The following is a 15,809-nucleotide window of genomic DNA, read 5'->3' on the forward strand; positions in this document are numbered from 1 at the left end:
CAAACATTGAACATTGAACATTAAACATTGAACATTTTGGTTTCAAGCCTCTCCCTTTAGGGAGAAAGAAGTTTGGGAGAGGTTTCAAGCCTACTTCCAAACGAATGATAAATGATAAATGTTAAATGATAAATGAAATGACATGGTTAGAGTCGGGATATAAATCAATAATTTTATTAATAATTCTATCTGATAAGTTTTCATCTAATAAAAGTTTCATAGGGACGAAATAAATAATTTTTTCTCTCTATCTGCTGCAAAAGCTAAACAAGCTTTAATATCTTCAGAAGTAAGTTCTGAAAAATCTTCCAAAATTTCTGTTTCTGTCATTCCACCTGCTAAATATTCTAAAATATCATACACGGTGATACGCATTCCTCTAATACAAGGTTTTCCGCTACGTTTTCCAGGTTCAATGGTGATAATATTTTGATAATTCATGATTTATGATTTTGCGATCGCTTTTTAATAGAAAATAACCAAAAAATGAGCATAATACTATAGCGTTTCTCAGTCTAGTGAGGTACACCTAACATCTAACTCCGAACCCCGAACTCCGAACTCCGAACTCCTAAAACTAGAAAACTGTGTACCTCACAAGTATGAGAATTGCTATATTATGCCCCTACAACGCATAAATTTGATAAATTGTAGGGGTATAAATCATCAATAATTAATCGTTAAAATGATCAATAATTGCCTGAGCAAACTCTGAACATTTCAAAGGAGGATCAACTTTTGGTTCCATTAAACGGGCGAGATCATAAGTAACTTGACGATTAGCGATCGCATTACCAATGCCTTTTTTAATCAAGTCTGCAGCCTCTTGCCAGCCCATATATTCTAACATCATCACCCCAGAAAGAATAACCGATCCAGGATTAATTCTATCCAGTCCTGCGTGTTTAGGTGCAGTACCATGAGTCGCCTCAAAAATAGCGCAAGTATCACCAATATTTGCCCCCGGACCCATACCTAAACCACCCACAACAGCAGCCGCAGCATCTGATAAATAATCCCCATTTAAGTTCATGGTTGCCAAGATTGAATATTCATCAGGACGGGTTTGAATTTGTTGGAAAATACTATCAGCAATGCGATCGTTTACCATGATCTTTTCTTGCCATTTTCCACCCCCATGACTGTCCCAAATAGCGTCAAGAACCCCTTTAACTTCTGCACAAATTTCTTCTTGTTTTTCAGGAGTCAAACTATCATAACCAGGTTCAACTTTCCGCGCATTATCTTCAATAGAAATATCTGCATTCCCTTCTTTATTACTCAAAATCCATGATTCTCTTTCAGTAACACAAACATCTCTAAATTCTGAGGTTGCTAACTCATACCCCCAGTCTCTAAAAGCTCCTTCAGTGTATTTCATAATGTTACCTTTATGCACCAAAGTAACCATTTGCTTAGCTTTCGGTAAACGTAAAGCGTGTTCAATTGCCCGACGAACCAACCGTTGAGAACCAGTTTTACTAATAGGTTTAACCCCAATTCCTGAGTCTAAACGAATCTGTTTTTTACCATGTTCTGCCGTTGCAGGTATCAGTTCATTATTCAAATAATTGATTAACTTTTGAGCAATTTCTGTGCCTTCTGTCCATTCAATTCCTAAATAAATATCCTCGGTATTTTCCCGATAGACAATCACATTTAACTTTTCAGGGGACTTATGGGGAGAAGGAGTCCCAGGATAATAGCGACAGGGACGCACACAAGCGTATAATTCAAAAATTTGTCGTAAAGCTACGTTAAGAGACCTTATACCGCCACCTACGGGGGTTGTCAGGGGTCCTTTGATGGCGATACCATACTCTTTAATAGCTGTTAAGGTATCTTCGGGTAAATATTGATAAGTTCCATACTGATCACAAGCTTCATCCCCTGCATAAACCTTAAACCAGTTAATTTTCTTGCTGTCTCCGTAGGCAGTTTTTACCGCAGCATCGATCACTTTTTCCGTAGCGGGCCAAATATCGATTCCTGTTCCATCGCCACGAATGAAGGGAATAATGGGATCATTAGGAACAGTGGGTTTACCGTCTTCAAAGGTAATTTTAGAACCTGTGGTGGGTGGTTTCAGTTTCTCGTACATACAATGATCACTAATCAAGAGTTCTTCCTTTATTAAACTCTCAAAACTGGACAACTCCATCATCTCTTAAGGAAATCTCTCAATATCAAATTGATGAAGCAGCAAAATTTGTGACAAAATGATCAAAGTCTGGGGTTTTTATAATCCCCAAACCTAGATATCAAACTTCTGACTTCTGACTTCTGACTTCTGATTTCATTTAACCTCCACTTATCTTCACTTTGTAACCTAAATCACCTAAAAATTTGACTAACTTTTGACGATTATCTCCTTGAATTTCTAGGGTATTATCTTTCATTGTTCCCCCACTTCCGCAATGACTTTTTAACTGTTTTAATAACTTATTTAAACTATCTGGGGACTGTTGAAAACCTGTGATCACCGTGACTGTTTTGCCCTTGCGTCCTGAACGACTTGCTTGTACTCTAATATTTTGTTGCTGTGGTGGCAAATCAGGTACAGATCGTTCTAATGCTTCTGAGTTGGATGTATTCCCAAACTCTTGATAAACGACAGATTTAGACTTATTTTTTTTTGAAGACATAATCAGAAAAAGGAGAACAACAGTTACCCAATTATACCTTAGTTAATATCTATCTCAATGGGTCAGGGAAACTTTTAATAATGGACAGTAAGCAAAAAAACTAATACAATTATCCATGTTAAGTAGTCGGAGATAAGTAAACAGAACTGTATTAACTTATGTAAATATAGCTGTAGTCTTACTCCTACCTCCTGCCTACTGCTTCCTGCCTCTTCTCAACTGTAACGTTTATTTTTGTCCAGGTTTTTAGCTATTATTGTAAACTTAATTATTAGTAGCATTAGGGGATTGATTGACAAAACCTTTTGCACTGGAAATAATTAAGACATCACGAAAACCAAATTTATCTAACTCAGGATTTTTTACATTAATAGCAGAAGTGTAGTGTAATAGTTTTGAGTCATCTACTAAGAGTATTTCTCCAGGTTCAAGGACTTTTCTAAACACAATATTACCCTGATTATCTTTTAGCTGAGTTTCTGCACCAATTATGTTATCTTTATTGACACAAAAAATTGCTAAAAAATCGATAGCATCACGGTGAAATCCCTCTGGTGTAGTAATTCCTGGATTTTTCTGGGTGCATTTAGTCCTTTGTGCTTGCACTAAAATTTCATAACTGTAGTCAATTTTAAAGGTATTAGTGAATAACAATATTGCTTCTTTTGCAGCATCAAGATTATCAATTTCCGGGTAAACTCTGACCAGTCCTCCATTCACAGGATTAATATCTTTATTCTGAAATAAAGGAGTATGAGGTTGTTTTTCGATTAGATTTTCTTTTACTCTACATCTCGCTAATGATTTATAACGATATCCTTCAGGAATATAGGGATCTTGAGGAATATTATTGAATAAACTTTGTAGAGGAGAACTATTTAAGTTTGTGAGTAGTTTATGAGCAGCTAATGAGGGTTTGATTGGATTGATTATAGTCATTTTCTTGATTAATTTATTTTATTTTCGTACCTAATTTTTATGTACTTAATGCACAATATAACAAACTTGTCAAGATATTGCAATATATCTTTATCAAGAAACGTAGACAGTTTCCTAATAGCACTTTTCAATTGGGTGTATCAACATTTCGGTTGGGGGAGTGTGGGGGGTGTGGGGAGTCAAGCAATTTTAATGTTTAATCTATGCAAATGACAATTGCTATAAAGTAGGGGTCAACGGCCGTTGACCCCTAAAACGTTGATATCTCTAGTCTCAGTTGATGAAAACGGTATTATAATGGATAAATTATATGATTTTTGCCATTAATTATAATACCTAAAAAAATAAAATTTAAGTCCTAATTTGCCTTAATAAATATAGATCCCAAAATGAATAAACCAAACCCTAAACGATACCAAACAAAAACCCAAGTATCCCGTTTTTGTAAATAGCGAATTAACCAAGCGATCGCTACATAAGAAAAGAATCCCGAAGAAATAACCCCAACAATAAGAGGAATAATAATATCATTAGAAAGACCCATATCCACCACCTCTTTTAACTCAACTAAACCGGCTAAAGTAATAGCTGGAATTCCTAACAAAAAAGAAAATCTAGCGGCTGTTGCTCGTTCCAAATTGAGGAATAAACCAGAAGTTATAGTTGAGCCTGAACGAGAGACCCCAGGAATTAAAGCTAAAGATTGAGCCAATCCCATAAAAATTCCATCCTGCCAACTCAATTGTTCAAAACTTCGTTTATGAGTGCTTATTTTTTCAGATAAAGCTAATAATAAAGCCATCACAATAGAAGCACCAGCAATTACCCCAACACTGCGTAAAGGAGAATTATCCAAATCAGCAATTAACAGTTTCATACATAAGCCAAAAAAGACAATAGGCAAAGTACCTAAAGTAATACCCACCCCCAAACGAAAATCATGGGATTGATAATCAGATTTACTAATCGCTGTAATCATCCCTCGGGTAATTTGACTCAAATCTGACCAAAAATACCATAAAACCGCAGCAATACTACCCAATTGAATTACTGCCGTAAATGCAACCCCAGGATCACCCCATCCCAAGACCACAGGAACCACCTTTAAATGCGCTGTGCTACTAATGGGGATGAATTCCGTTAACCCTTGTACCATACCCAAAATAATCGCTTGAAACCAATTAAATTTAGCGATCGCAGAATCAGAAGTTTCCCCTTGGGCCACAGCAAAAGGAGACAAAGCAACTAACAACCCACTAATGAGGGTCATGAAATAAAATAATTTTTCGGTTGAGGGTTTAAGTTGAATCATAGCTAAGCATTTTTGGGGTAAAGTCTTAGAGATTTTAGCATCTGGTATTAAGAAATTAAAAATAATTGTGAAAATTGCGGAAAATTTGTTATGCTTGCAAGGCATTATTATCAATTATTTTAGTATTTCCCTTCACCCTTATGAGTAATATTCAGGTTAGTGTGAGAATACCGCCCCAATTATATGAAAAATTATTGGCTCATACTAATACTGTTGGTCTTTCTAAGTCTAAGGTAATCGCTCAAGCTTTGTCTCAATATTTAGAAGCGGATGAAAAGGAACCCTCTTCTTTAGAAGAAAGACTCCTAAATGTTGAAAAACGGCTAGATAATCTAGAATCTTCTCCTATAAGCGATCAAATAACTCCTAACCTCTCAATCACAAAAATTGCATCTCAAGCATCTTTTTCTTTTGAAACACCACCCCTAGAAAAATTTTCTTTTGAAACACCAATTATTGACGAAACAGGAACCATTTTAGAACGGATTAAGAGTGAATCTCAATCTTTTCAAGAAGACTTAGGAGAAGGGGTTATCTTGGAGATGGTTTATATTCCTGAAGGAAGTTTTCTCATGGGATCATCTTCAGATGAAGCCGGATCTCAGATATGTGAACAAATCCAACATTCTGTGAATTTAAAAGGGTTTTTCTTGGGAAAATTTCCTATTACTCAGAAACAATGGGAAATTGTCGCCCAATATCCTAAAGTTAAACGAGATTTAGCGGTTGAACCCTCTTGTTTTAAAGGCAGCGATCGCCCAGTAGAGTCTATTTCCTGGGAGGATGCGGTGGAATTTTGCCATCGTCTTTCCCAACATAGTCAACGTCCTTATCAACTTCCCAGTGAAGCACAATGGGAATATGCTTGTCGTGGGGGAACAAACACGGCGTTTCATTTTGGCCCCACCTTAACCAGTGATTTGGCCAATTATATGGCTAAACGTTTATATGCAGGGGAAAGTTCGGGTCTTTACCGTCAAGAAACTACCTCTGTAACGGCATTTTATCCTAATTCTTTGGGACTATACGATTTACACGGTAACGTCTGGGAATGGTGCGCTGATGCTTGGCATTCTAGCTATGAAAATGCTTCAACTGATGGTGAACCCCGGGTATCCTCTCAACATGATACTCGTCGTATCTTAAGGGGGGGTTCCTGGGATGAAGATGCTTATCATTGTCGTTGTGCATCCCGTTATGCTTACCATCCTCAAGCAGTTGGGGTGAGTCGCATTGGTTTTCGCGTCATGTTAGTTTTATCAGCATAAATAATATATAGCAATGATATCTTGTTGTACTGAAAATTAATTCTTACAACTGATTACTATAGTAAAATTAACATTCCGTCTCCAAAAGAATAAAAACGATACTTTTCTGCAATCGCTATTTGATATAACTCTAACAATCTTTCTCTTCCAATTAAAGCACTAACTAACATTAATAAACTAGATTTAGGTAAGTGAAAATTAGTGATTAGACCATCAATAACGCGCCAAGAATAACTAGGATAAATAAAAATATCTGTTTTTCCCCTAAATTCCATTAACTCTTGTTTACCAGCCATTTCTGTTGCTTTTGCTGTTCCTTCCAATGCCCTAACTACAGTAGTTCCCACAGCAATAACTCGCCCTCCATTAGCTTTAGTTTCTTTGATTTTTTCAATAGTTATATCTGGGACTTCTATCCATTCTTGGTGCATCTTATGTTCTTTAATATTGTCGATATCAACAGGACGAAAAGTACCTAAACCAACGTGGAGAGTAATATAAGCTTGATTAATACCTTTTTGTTGTAAATTTGCTAATAATTCTTCCGTAAAATGTAGCCCGGCTGTGGGAGCAGCAACCGCCCCAGGTTTTTGAGCATAAATAGTTTGATATTGTGATGGGTTGGCATCAGATTCAGTCACATAAGGAGGAAAAGGAATTTGTCCAATTTCTTCAATTTTTTGCCAAAATAAATCAACCGAATCTACCTGAAACTTGAGAATTCTTCCCCCTGTTTCTTCATCTCTATCAACAACAGTTGCTACTAAAAATTCATCTTGATTGTCATCATTATTATCCAGTTTAAAATAGATTTCACTACCAATTTTAAAACGTTTTCCAGGTTTCACTAAAGCTAACCAACAAAAAGGTTCTTTTTCTTCTAATAATAATATTTCCACCGGCGCGCCTGTAGATTTTGTCCCATAAAGTCGAGCAGGAATAACACGAGTATTATTAAAAACCAATAAATCCCCTGGCAATAGCCACTGAGGTAAATCGCGAAAAACGCTATGAATATGGCTTTTAGAAGAATTAATTACCAATAGTCTCGAATTATCCCGAGGAATCATCGGATTTTGAGCAATTAATTCAGGAGGAAGATAATAATCGTAACTGGATAATAAATGATCACTACTCATAAAATGACAGTTCCCAAAACAGGTTAGTTAGGTGTATGCTGGATGAATCATGTAAAATAAGATACACAATCTGGGAACCGATCTTAATGTTTCCCCTGATAATCAGCTTACAGTTTTAACACCATATCCGTATAGAAACGGGAACCTTGACCTAGTTGGGTAGTTCCCCCCATGAAACCTCAGAAAAATAGGGGGAAAGTCCCCTACACAAAATGTAACAATCATTGGCACACTAGAGCTAGAGGAATTGTTCGGTAGAAAAATTAAGGGGGAAAATAATGGACTATATTTACTTTTTGGGTAATGCGAGCTTAACTCTCAGGGTGATTGAATATTTACAACAGATGTATGATTCATCCTGCTGCTCGATGACTGTTATCCACCAGATTAATGGTTGGATTATTAAGATTAAGTTTAGACAGCCTTTGACTCCACAACAACATGGAGACTTTAAAGCCTTTATGAATGAACTGGGCATCCCCTACGAGTTGGAAATTCGCCTACAAATGGTATTCTGGAGTTTAGAAACTGGTCAATCTCCCATCGATGTCATGAGTCGTTATCAAGTGGCAATCGTCTCTCATGGTTCCCCTGATAGTAATGATATCGAAGCCTTTCGCCAACAATTTACCCGAGGATTGGGTTATTGCCCTGAAACCTTAGCTTAACTTATTGTTGATACTAAAATCACCAACGTAGCTACACTAACCATTAACATCAAACCGGCCGGCATAAATTTTCGGGTTTTCCATAACCTAATAGCAAAGACAATGGCGAGTACAAGGGTAAGAATTTGAGCCAAAATCAGTCCAACTGATATTTGTTGCCATTGTAGAACACCGGAAATTAACAACAGCAAACCACTAATAAAACCAGAAATTAGAGAAGGTTTGCTTTTGGCCTTAATATAGCCAAAGATTCCGCCAACGAGCAGCAAAATGCCATAAATTAAAGTGGCTATTATCTTCATATCATTCAATTAGTGCTAATCAAGTGCAAAACCCTGGATAAATCACTCAACTCTCCTACTATTCGTTTGATGGGTTGAGGCGAAACTCTCACTAGAGTGGGTGTTGCAGAAACATGATGGGTTTCTGCTGCTTCTGGGTGTTTATTAATATCAATCACCTTTAAGGTATAAGGGTGATTTAATTGTGTTTCCAAGAGATGATGAATTTTTTTTAAGGTGTGCTTGGTGGAGGGATTATTGCCTGAAACAAAAAGACGCAAAACATAACCCTGATGGGCAAGAGAATCCTCTTTTTTTTGCTTATCTATGGGGTGAAATTGATTTTTTAGTTCCCTTTCCCAACGTTCATCTAAACGGATTAATAAATCATGGTTTTCCCAAAGTTGAGGAAACGGGGAACGATAGGTTTCGATAATAACTGGATTACAAGCTTGTTCTTGCCAATCTGCTCTTTTCCAAACCACCTCCTGAAGATTAAACAGAACATTTAATAAAGGTTCATAACGATGAACAGCAGGATAAACTTCAGCCACCGTTTTGATCCTTTTCTCTCTAGTACAAAACCAACGGTCAACGGTTGCCGTGTAACCAGGAACAAGAAAGTGAGGGGGTTCGGGTAACTTTAACAATTCCTGGAACACTAGGCATAATTGAGAATGCCAATGGATTTGTTTGTTGCGATCGAGACAATAAACGAGATCACCACCTGGTGTAAAAAGGGCAATACCCTTAAATAAGTCCGGGACAACCTTTGTTGTTTCGGCCATGCTCGCTATTTTTCAGAAGAGTTACTACAAATAGGATGAAGGAAGATTTAATTCTTTTATAACCGATCTCCTCCCTTCATCTCCATTTCTTTAGGGTTTTTTCTAGATTCGACCCCTTAACATCATAGCAATCTCGTTAGGAGTTGGGGATAATTCTAAGGCTGTTTCCTCGCTAATACGTCCCTCTTGATAGAGATTAAAGAGGGCTTGGTTGGTGGTAATCATACCATCAAATTCACCATCCTTCATTAATTCGTGGATTTCGTCGTTTTGACCGCGAATAATATAGTCTTTGACCGTTTCTGTGTTGACCAAAATATCGTGGTAAGCAGCCCGTTTGCCGTCCGTTGTCCGACATAAACCTTGAGAAATAACCGCTACTAAAGACTCTGCCATAGCCACCCGCATGGCTTCTCTTTCCTCAGCCGTATATAAGCTCAAAATCCTTTCTATAGTCTTAACCGCGCTGTTGGTGTGGAGGGTTCCCATTACTAAGTGACCGGTTTGGGCTGCTTTAAGTGCGGTATTCACTGTTTCTTTATCCCGCATTTCCCCCACCAGAATGATATCCGGATCTTCCCGTAAAGCTGCTTTGAGGGCGTTATCAAACTTGTGGGTGTGCATACCAACTTCTCGTTGTTTAATCAAAGAACGACGGCTTTGGTGGACAAATTCCACCGGATCTTCAATTGTAATAATATGTTTGGGGTGTTCTTTGTTAATATAGTCCACCATAGCAGCCATGGTAGTAGATTTACCTGAACCCGTCGGCCCCGTTACAAGAATTAAACCTTTATGAGAATCTGAAATATCTTTAAATACCATCGGTAGGCGTAATTGTTCCATGGTCAAGATTTTCAGGGGAATGAGACGCAACACCATTGCGTGTCCCAGTAAACTATCAAAGATATTGATCCGAACCCTAGCAAAATCATACTGGGTTGCTCCATCAAATTCTAGGTTCTTTTTAAAGCTTTGAATTTCATCTTCTTGGAGAATTTCCCTTAACCAACTCATAAACGTATTTTTATCGACTTCTGGATATTCCAAAATCATCATTTCCCCACGATCGCGCATTCGGGGTTTTTCGCCGACTCCTAAGTGAATATCAGAAAATCCTTCCTCAAAAGCATGATGAACTAACTCGTTTAAAGTTGGTTGTCCTGGAGAACGACCAAAACTTTTCGGAGGTGTTGCCGGTAAGGGGGGTGGTGCCGGCATAGGTGGGTTCATCGGTGTTTTGGGGGCTGTGGCAACTGCGGCCGGACTTTGTGGCTCTGTCATCACAGGAGAAGCGGGCATAAACTGGGTACTGCCTTCAACTTCTGGCATCTCTTGCATATCCATTTCCATCATATCCATGTTGGCTTCGTCGAAGTCGTTAACCGATGGCGATGGCATGGGAGGGGGTGGTAAGGGAGGTAAAGAGGGACGTTGACATTGGCTCATGAGCTTTCTTTCTTGAGGTGACTTTGTATAATTAGTATTCCCAAAATTTCTGTTGAAAGCTTATTTCATCGCTGATCGCAATTTTCATTTCCATAGATTAAATATTAAATGAGAAAAATTACCTAGTATTTTTTAAAATCTTAATTTTGCCTAGTGATTGCATTATTAAACAGGCACAATTAGCCTTGTAGCATTGACTACAGTTATCAACCTCGCGATGATTATTACAAAAGATTACATTCAATCCTATATAGATAGCCTTGATCCCCGATGATTTCGTCGGGAGCAAACTTGTTTGCAACATTTTGCCGTCTCTAATCCATAAAATTATCTTTTAATGTAAACTTTTTTTTCAAAAAGCTCATTTTCTCTGTGATATTATTTATACTAATTAGAACAGCGTTATCGAACAAAGTAGATAAAGTTACTGGTTTGCTCTGGAGGAAGATTATGGAATTTGCACAAAAGACTGGATTGGAAAGACTGGATTCTTTAACATTAGTTAAGAGCTTTTTGGTGTGGAGTTTTACTTTAATCGTTTGTTTATTAGTAGTTGGGTTTCCCCTAGTAGTTTTAATGGCGACTTTTGGGGCTTTAGCATCAATTGTTTTACAATCAGTTTTACCAGTAAGTGCTGTTTTATTGGTGGTTGGTTCTTTAGTTGGTGTTAATTTGTTGACGGTTTTCTTGGGAGCAGCACTATTGACAGTTAAAGGAATTCATCCCCAAGATGTTCATTGGTTGAGATGGCTGCACGGCGAGGCAACTCCCTCTCACACTTCTATTTATGCTGCTTGTCCTTTGACCTGTAATTTGGCTCAATAGATATTAAGTAGCAATATCTGTTAGATAGTGATTTCTTAATATTATCAACATAAGCTAGTGCAGCCCGGTTATCAACCGGGTTTTTTCGTGGTTAAGGAACAGAAAATAATTCATACCAGTCAAACACACTGGACGGGAGCATCCCATTTTTGCAAAAAACTTATTCTTGGAGTTTGACGGGCAGACGGGGAGATTGGGAGACGGGGGGAAATTAATCAGATCAACTATTATCAATCAAGGACAATTTGCAACTTTGGGATGCTCCCCACTGGACTTTAAATAACAGAAGAAATCAACAGTTAATAGTATTAATAATGATTATTATTGATACTTTTACTAAAAAATGTTTTTTTATATTTAATTTTGTTAAAATACAACTGACTTCTATTAAACAAGATAACTGTTATGCTCCAACCCCTTAATAACTATAAAACATCCATCCCCATAATCAGGAGGTTTAATAAATAATTAATAGAAACTTCATGGATAAACAAGAGACAATTGAGCAGGACAGGAAACTATTAAGCAGTTTCGCTGACTTTGGAGACGAGGGAGGGTTCTACGGTTTGTTTCCTTGTTTGTTAATACGTCATTTAAGTTCGTGTTAGCTTAAAAATCATTATCGCAATTATCGTACCACTGTGAAAACCTTTCTCTTATTAGCATCTTTATCAATCACTCAGGTATTGGGTGATATTCTTCTGAGTCGAGGAATGAAAGATTTTGTCGGCTTTGATTTTTCTAGTCCCACTATTATTTTCTACCTAATTACTTATATTTTAACAAATTATTGGATCTTAATGGCAGTAGCAATACTGGTGGTTTCTTTAAGTATTTATCTAACCGCTATTTCTAAATTAGACCTTAGTTATGTTTTACCTATTCACGCCTCTAGTTATGTTTTAAATGGGTTATTTGCTTGGGTAATTTTAGGAGAACAAATAGTTGGAATGCGCTGGTTGAGTACACTTATAATCTCTTTTGGTGTCTTATTTGTGGGCTTAAGTGATAGTCAAACATCTCAATTTTCTGAAGATTATCCCCGTAATATTAAGTCTCGTAATATGCCCTTATTTTTTCTCCCTTTTAGTTTAGCGATTTCCAAAACTTGGTTAGCCATTATGATTAGTTCTGTCTGTGATGCCAGTGGAGACTTATTGTTAGCTTTGGGCATGAAGAAAATAGGAGAACCGAAAGAAATAACCTTTTCAGAAATCATAAAAATAGTGTTCAAAGTCCTTACTAGTCCAATTATTCTTAGTGGAATTACTTGCCAAGGAATTGCTTTTTTTAGTTTTATTTCTGTTTTAAGTTGGGCTGATATTAGCTTTGTTCGTCCAGCCACAGCTTTAACCTATATCATCAGTATGTTAGGGGCAAAACTCGTTCTGAAAGAAGATATTAGAGAACAGAAACTATGGGGAATTATTTTAATTGGCCTTGGTGTATTTATACATCGTTAAGCTGTATTCAGCAATTAACAATTAACAATTAATAATTAATAATTATTGGGTTACCTATATCCTAGTTTAACTAAGTATTTATGCTTGGTTATTCGATTTTGGGAATGTTTCATAACAAAAAGTCAGTATTATTAGCAGTAATGATTAACAGATAATACCCCTCAACCAAAAAATAAGCTTAATGTGTTGAGGAGTTGAAATAGCTAGGGGGTCAAGAGACAGGACTTTAAAAAAAAACACTAACTTTTGTCTCTTTTCTAGTGACTTAATGGTTAATGTTCCGCTATAATCATCCTCAGTCAGAATTTTTTATCAATTAACAATGAACAAAGAAGACCTCGTAAATATGATTGCGGCTAAGACTCGTCTTACCAAAAAAGAAACCACTCACATCCTTGATTCACTCACACAGACAATCATGGAAACAGTTGCCTCTGGAGACAAAGTAGTTTTAGTTGGTTTTGGAACTTTTGGTGCGATTTGTTGATGTAGAAAGTGACCTGAAATCCAATCAAAAACAGGATTTGAGGCAAGCGTGTACATCGTTAGGGAATGAGTGAAAAACTCAGAACCTAATAACTGTTGTTTAGTCCACTTTCAGGTTGTGGCACTCGGAATCAAGGGAAGTCAGACAACTTACCCAAGAGTGAGGATATCACCCCCAGTTTATGAATTAGTAACTCATGGATTGAAGCGGGGAGAAACGGGGATAATCTTTGAACCAAACAAAGAGACACCTCTAGTCAACTGGTTATGGTTAGCGAACAGCGAACTGTCTTAACCTTCGTCACCAAACAGTAGCAAACGTTGGTTGATATGCTGCGTTCAAAACGAACATAACGAAAGATAGGAGTATCAAAAGGCTACCTATAGAGATTCCCGAAAGTAGTTCGGAGGATAGACAGGGTAAGAGCAATCAAACCCTTAATGAACCTAACACCAGATTACCCTAAACAACGGAACAAATTAACCCCATGATTTCTCTCATCTATCGGTCGAAACGGTGAGTAGTGACCAACTTAAGCTTATGAATCATGGCGGTGGGAATCGGTAAGAAGCAAAGGCTCAACTGTAATGGTTGTAGATAAGCTGACATACCAGATGGTCAATCAGATGAAATGGTCTTTAGTCGTAATGAACACAGCCAACGCTAGTTTAAACACTCAGAAGGCATGGAACACTATCAACTGGGCAAAAATCCAGAGGAAAGTGTTTAAGTTACAAACCAGAATATTTCAAGCAGTCCAATCTGGACAAAAGGCAAAAGCACGAAAACTACAACAATTATTGTTAAAGTCCCACTCGGCAAAGCTGTTAGCTTTACGCCAAACTCTCCAACATAGTCAAAGGAAAAACACTCTGGTACATGAGAAAAAAGTTATTTTTAATGGTCAACTCATGGCACTGGCAAACTCTATGACTATTAAAGGAGAGAAAACTAAGTCAAATCTCAGGGTCAATATAGCTAACTCAGCAGGACATGAGAAACGGTTTTTCAGAATCAAAATTCTGAGAAATAGAGCCATGCAAATGTTGGTTAAGTTAGCCCTAGAACCCTATTGGAAAGGCCGATTTACGGGAGAATACTCTGGTTTTAGTCCTGGTGAATCAATTGATGATGCTATTAAAAAGGTATTTCAAGGAGTCACTAAGAATCCAAAATACGTTTTCACAGGCAAAATTGTGAACTATTTTGACCAGATTAACTATGCTTACCTATTATCGAAACTAGATTGTCCCAAAACCCTCAAAAGAACCATTAAACGATGGTTAAAAGTAGGAATGATTGATGATAGTTTATCCCCTCTTTTGGTTAATATAGCTTTAGAGGGAATGAGCAAAGAAGCCATCGCTTCTAGTCAGGATAATCTTACTTTTGAGGGAAGCAAAAAAGAAACTGAGCCACCCATTCTGATTAGATATATGGATGATTTCGTTGTTTTGCATCAGAGTATAGAAGTCGTTGTAAAATGTCAAAAATTGATTTCTCAATGGCTGAACAAGAGGGGGTTTCAACTGCTACCAGAGACAACCAGAATCTCTCATACTTTGTCTGATATGGAAATGGATGGCAAACAAGAAAGAGCAGGATTTGATTTTCTCGGGTTTAACATCATACAGTATCCGACAGGAAAACACCACAGTCAAAAAAATGACTTCGGAGAATATTTAAACTATCAAACCCTGATTAAACCGAGTCAGAAATCAATTCAAGCTCACTATCAAGCCATAGTTAAAGTAGTTAATCACTACAAATACGCTCCCCAAAAGGAATTAATTATGCAATTAAACCTCATTATTAAACAATGGAGCGATTACTATAGCAGGGTCTCCAGTTTTCGGGTTTTCTCCAAACTAGACCAGATGATAGTCAGTAAACTTAGAGCATGGATTAAAACCAGAACTGGTGCAACCGGAAAGAAACAAATGTTACTTTATTTCCGAGATGGTGTTAATGGTTCGAGGACTTTCCAAACAAAAGAGGGAGATTATTTAGTTACTCATCGTCAAGTGGGACGAAAAAAATATAGTGATTATGCCGAAGTCTAGGAGACTGTACCCATGATAAGGGACTGGTTACCGAGAGCCGTGTGCAGTGAAAATTGCACGCACGGTTCGGAAAGGGAGTTGTGATAGGTGACTATCATTTCGACCCAAACAACCTAGAGACAGAAAAGAACGTAAAGGGATGAATCCTCAAACAGGAGAACCCATGACCATTGCTGCAACTACTGTTCCCGCATTTTCAGCAGGAAAATTCTTTAAAGAAAAGGTTGCAGAGTCTTTATAGCCAATTGTAAACTGCAAATTCCCCAATTTAACAAGATTGGGGAATTATTTTTGTTCTGAAAATGGCGATTGTCTCAATTAATAATTAATAATTTTAAACAAAATGGTTTGATAGTTTACCCAAAATATTGCGAGAATGCCCTCGCTATAGGTAAGGGGGACGCATCGCAGCCATAGGCAAGTACCCCCGAACCCTTAGCGACGGGATGAATCGCAATCAATAAATAAACTGCGTAGCAACG

At 37.4% G+C, this 15,809-nt stretch carries 16 protein-coding genes and 1 pseudogene; 7 read left to right on the forward strand and 10 right to left on the reverse strand.

Annotated elements, in window-relative coordinates; translation table 11 throughout:
* Nucleotides 1-121: 121 nt before the first annotated feature.
* The 6 genes from QNJ66_RS26225 to QNJ66_RS15245 form a co-directional block, all read right to left on the reverse strand.
* Nucleotides 122-220 carry a DUF5615 family PIN-like protein gene (locus QNJ66_RS26225; RefSeq protein WP_366146290.1) on the reverse strand — a complete coding sequence of 33 codons (99 nt, stop codon included), beginning with the start codon at nucleotides 218-220 and terminating at the stop codon, nucleotides 122-124.
* Complete coding sequence (locus QNJ66_RS15225; protein ID WP_300508365.1) at nucleotides 217-441, reverse strand: DUF433 domain-containing protein; 225 nt, start codon at nucleotides 439-441, stop codon at nucleotides 217-219. The genes QNJ66_RS26225 and QNJ66_RS15225 overlap by 4 nt, the downstream gene beginning before the upstream one ends.
* A 232-nt stretch (nucleotides 442-673) precedes the next feature.
* Complete coding sequence (locus tag QNJ66_RS15230; RefSeq protein ID WP_300508387.1) at nucleotides 674-2,101, reverse strand: NADP-dependent isocitrate dehydrogenase; 1,428 nt, start codon at nucleotides 2,099-2,101, stop codon at nucleotides 674-676.
* A gap of 199 nt (nucleotides 2,102-2,300) precedes the next feature.
* Nucleotides 2,301-2,645, reverse strand: coding sequence for a translation initiation factor (locus QNJ66_RS15235; protein WP_300508367.1), 345 nt, complete (start codon nucleotides 2,643-2,645; stop codon nucleotides 2,301-2,303).
* A 264-nt stretch (nucleotides 2,646-2,909) separates the two neighbouring features.
* On the reverse strand, nucleotides 2,910-3,584 hold the full coding sequence (locus tag QNJ66_RS15240) for a 2OG-Fe dioxygenase family protein (RefSeq protein ID WP_300508369.1): 675 nt from the start codon (nucleotides 3,582-3,584) through the stop codon (nucleotides 2,910-2,912).
* 358 nt (nucleotides 3,585-3,942) lie between these two features.
* Complete coding sequence (locus QNJ66_RS15245; RefSeq protein WP_300508370.1) at nucleotides 3,943-4,896, reverse strand: undecaprenyl-diphosphate phosphatase; 954 nt, start codon at nucleotides 4,894-4,896, stop codon at nucleotides 3,943-3,945.
* 140 nt (nucleotides 4,897-5,036) lie between these two features.
* Between QNJ66_RS15245 and QNJ66_RS15250 the strand changes: the two genes are divergently transcribed.
* Nucleotides 5,037-6,164: an SUMF1/EgtB/PvdO family nonheme iron enzyme gene (locus QNJ66_RS15250; protein WP_300508372.1), complete on the forward strand. Its 1,128-nt coding sequence runs from the start codon at nucleotides 5,037-5,039 to the stop codon at nucleotides 6,162-6,164.
* A 56-nt stretch (nucleotides 6,165-6,220) separates the two neighbouring features.
* Here the strand turns inward: QNJ66_RS15250 and queA are convergent, their stop codons facing one another.
* Nucleotides 6,221-7,303 (reverse strand): tRNA preQ1(34) S-adenosylmethionine ribosyltransferase-isomerase QueA, encoded by a 1,083-nt coding sequence (queA, locus tag QNJ66_RS15255; protein WP_300508374.1) that lies wholly within the window; start codon nucleotides 7,301-7,303, stop codon nucleotides 6,221-6,223.
* A 278-nt stretch (nucleotides 7,304-7,581) separates the two neighbouring features.
* On the opposite strand from queA, the gene QNJ66_RS15260 reads away from it, so the two are divergent.
* Nucleotides 7,582-7,971: a hypothetical protein gene (locus tag QNJ66_RS15260; protein WP_300508375.1), complete on the forward strand. Its 390-nt coding sequence runs from the start codon at nucleotides 7,582-7,584 to the stop codon at nucleotides 7,969-7,971.
* Here QNJ66_RS15260 and QNJ66_RS15265 read toward each other — a convergent pair.
* The 3 genes from QNJ66_RS15265 to QNJ66_RS15275 all read right to left on the reverse strand — a co-directional run bounded on the left by QNJ66_RS15265 (nucleotide 7,968) and on the right by QNJ66_RS15275 (nucleotide 10,489).
* Nucleotides 7,968-8,273 carry a TMEM14 family protein gene (locus QNJ66_RS15265; RefSeq protein ID WP_300508377.1) on the reverse strand — a complete coding sequence of 102 codons (306 nt, stop codon included), beginning with the start codon at nucleotides 8,271-8,273 and terminating at the stop codon, nucleotides 7,968-7,970. The genes QNJ66_RS15260 and QNJ66_RS15265 overlap by 4 nt on opposite strands.
* Nucleotides 8,274-8,278: 5 nt before the next feature.
* Nucleotides 8,279-9,040: a circadian clock KaiB family protein gene (locus QNJ66_RS15270; RefSeq protein ID WP_300508378.1), complete on the reverse strand. Its 762-nt coding sequence runs from the start codon at nucleotides 9,038-9,040 to the stop codon at nucleotides 8,279-8,281.
* 102 nt (nucleotides 9,041-9,142) lie between these two features.
* Nucleotides 9,143-10,489 carry a type IV pilus twitching motility protein PilT gene (locus QNJ66_RS15275; protein ID WP_300508380.1) on the reverse strand — a complete coding sequence of 449 codons (1,347 nt, stop codon included), beginning with the start codon at nucleotides 10,487-10,489 and terminating at the stop codon, nucleotides 9,143-9,145.
* A 450-nt stretch (nucleotides 10,490-10,939) separates the two neighbouring features.
* Between QNJ66_RS15275 and QNJ66_RS15280 the strand changes: the two genes are divergently transcribed.
* From QNJ66_RS15280 to QNJ66_RS15300, 5 genes and pseudogenes are all read left to right on the forward strand, one after another.
* Nucleotides 10,940-11,314, forward strand: coding sequence for a hypothetical protein (locus tag QNJ66_RS15280; RefSeq protein WP_300508382.1), 375 nt, complete (start codon nucleotides 10,940-10,942; stop codon nucleotides 11,312-11,314).
* 641 nt (nucleotides 11,315-11,955) lie between these two features.
* Complete coding sequence (locus QNJ66_RS15285; protein ID WP_300508384.1) at nucleotides 11,956-12,777, forward strand: hypothetical protein; 822 nt, start codon at nucleotides 11,956-11,958, stop codon at nucleotides 12,775-12,777.
* A gap of 304 nt (nucleotides 12,778-13,081) precedes the next feature.
* Nucleotides 13,082-13,264 (forward strand): HU family DNA-binding protein, encoded by a 183-nt coding sequence (locus QNJ66_RS15290; protein ID WP_300508389.1) that lies wholly within the window; start codon nucleotides 13,082-13,084, stop codon nucleotides 13,262-13,264.
* A gap of 626 nt (nucleotides 13,265-13,890) precedes the next feature.
* Complete coding sequence (locus QNJ66_RS15295; protein ID WP_300508385.1) at nucleotides 13,891-15,327, forward strand: reverse transcriptase N-terminal domain-containing protein; 1,437 nt, start codon at nucleotides 13,891-13,893, stop codon at nucleotides 15,325-15,327.
* Between the two features lie 109 nt (nucleotides 15,328-15,436).
* A pseudogene (locus tag QNJ66_RS15300) lies at nucleotides 15,437-15,568 on the forward strand (HU family DNA-binding protein); the annotation flags it as partial.
* Nucleotides 15,569-15,809: the final 241 nt, after the last annotated feature.

Origin of the sequence: Crocosphaera sp. (assembly GCF_030064895.1) — a bacterium.
Taxonomy (GTDB): domain Bacteria; phylum Cyanobacteriota; class Cyanobacteriia; order Cyanobacteriales; family Microcystaceae; genus Crocosphaera.

Bases quoted from the DNA above. Each gene is read 5' to 3' on its own strand.
- QNJ66_RS26225 (WP_366146290.1), bottom strand. From the start codon at position 220: ATGAAACTTTTATTAGATGAAAACTTATCAGATAGAATTATTAATAAA.
- QNJ66_RS15225 (WP_300508365.1), bottom strand. From the start codon at position 441: ATGAATTATCAAAATATTATCACCATTGAACCTGGAAAACGTAGCGGA.
- QNJ66_RS15230 (WP_300508387.1), bottom strand. From the start codon at position 2,101: ATGTACGAGAAACTGAAACCACCCACCACAGGTTCTAAAATTACCTTT.
- QNJ66_RS15235 (WP_300508367.1), bottom strand. From the start codon at position 2,645: ATGTCTTCAAAAAAAAATAAGTCTAAATCTGTCGTTTATCAAGAGTTT.
- QNJ66_RS15240 (WP_300508369.1), bottom strand. From the start codon at position 3,584: ATGACTATAATCAATCCAATCAAACCCTCATTAGCTGCTCATAAACTA.
- QNJ66_RS15245 (WP_300508370.1), bottom strand. From the start codon at position 4,896: ATGATTCAACTTAAACCCTCAACCGAAAAATTATTTTATTTCATGACC.
- QNJ66_RS15250 (WP_300508372.1), top strand. From the start codon at position 5,037: ATGAGTAATATTCAGGTTAGTGTGAGAATACCGCCCCAATTATATGAA.
- queA (WP_300508374.1), bottom strand. From the start codon at position 7,303: ATGAGTAGTGATCATTTATTATCCAGTTACGATTATTATCTTCCTCCT.
- QNJ66_RS15260 (WP_300508375.1), top strand. From the start codon at position 7,582: ATGGACTATATTTACTTTTTGGGTAATGCGAGCTTAACTCTCAGGGTG.
- QNJ66_RS15265 (WP_300508377.1), bottom strand. From the start codon at position 8,273: ATGAAGATAATAGCCACTTTAATTTATGGCATTTTGCTGCTCGTTGGC.
- QNJ66_RS15270 (WP_300508378.1), bottom strand. From the start codon at position 9,040: ATGGCCGAAACAACAAAGGTTGTCCCGGACTTATTTAAGGGTATTGCC.
- QNJ66_RS15275 (WP_300508380.1), bottom strand. From the start codon at position 10,489: ATGAGCCAATGTCAACGTCCCTCTTTACCTCCCTTACCACCCCCTCCC.
- QNJ66_RS15280 (WP_300508382.1), top strand. From the start codon at position 10,940: ATGGAATTTGCACAAAAGACTGGATTGGAAAGACTGGATTCTTTAACA.
- QNJ66_RS15295 (WP_300508385.1), top strand. From the start codon at position 13,891: ATGAAATGGTCTTTAGTCGTAATGAACACAGCCAACGCTAGTTTAAAC.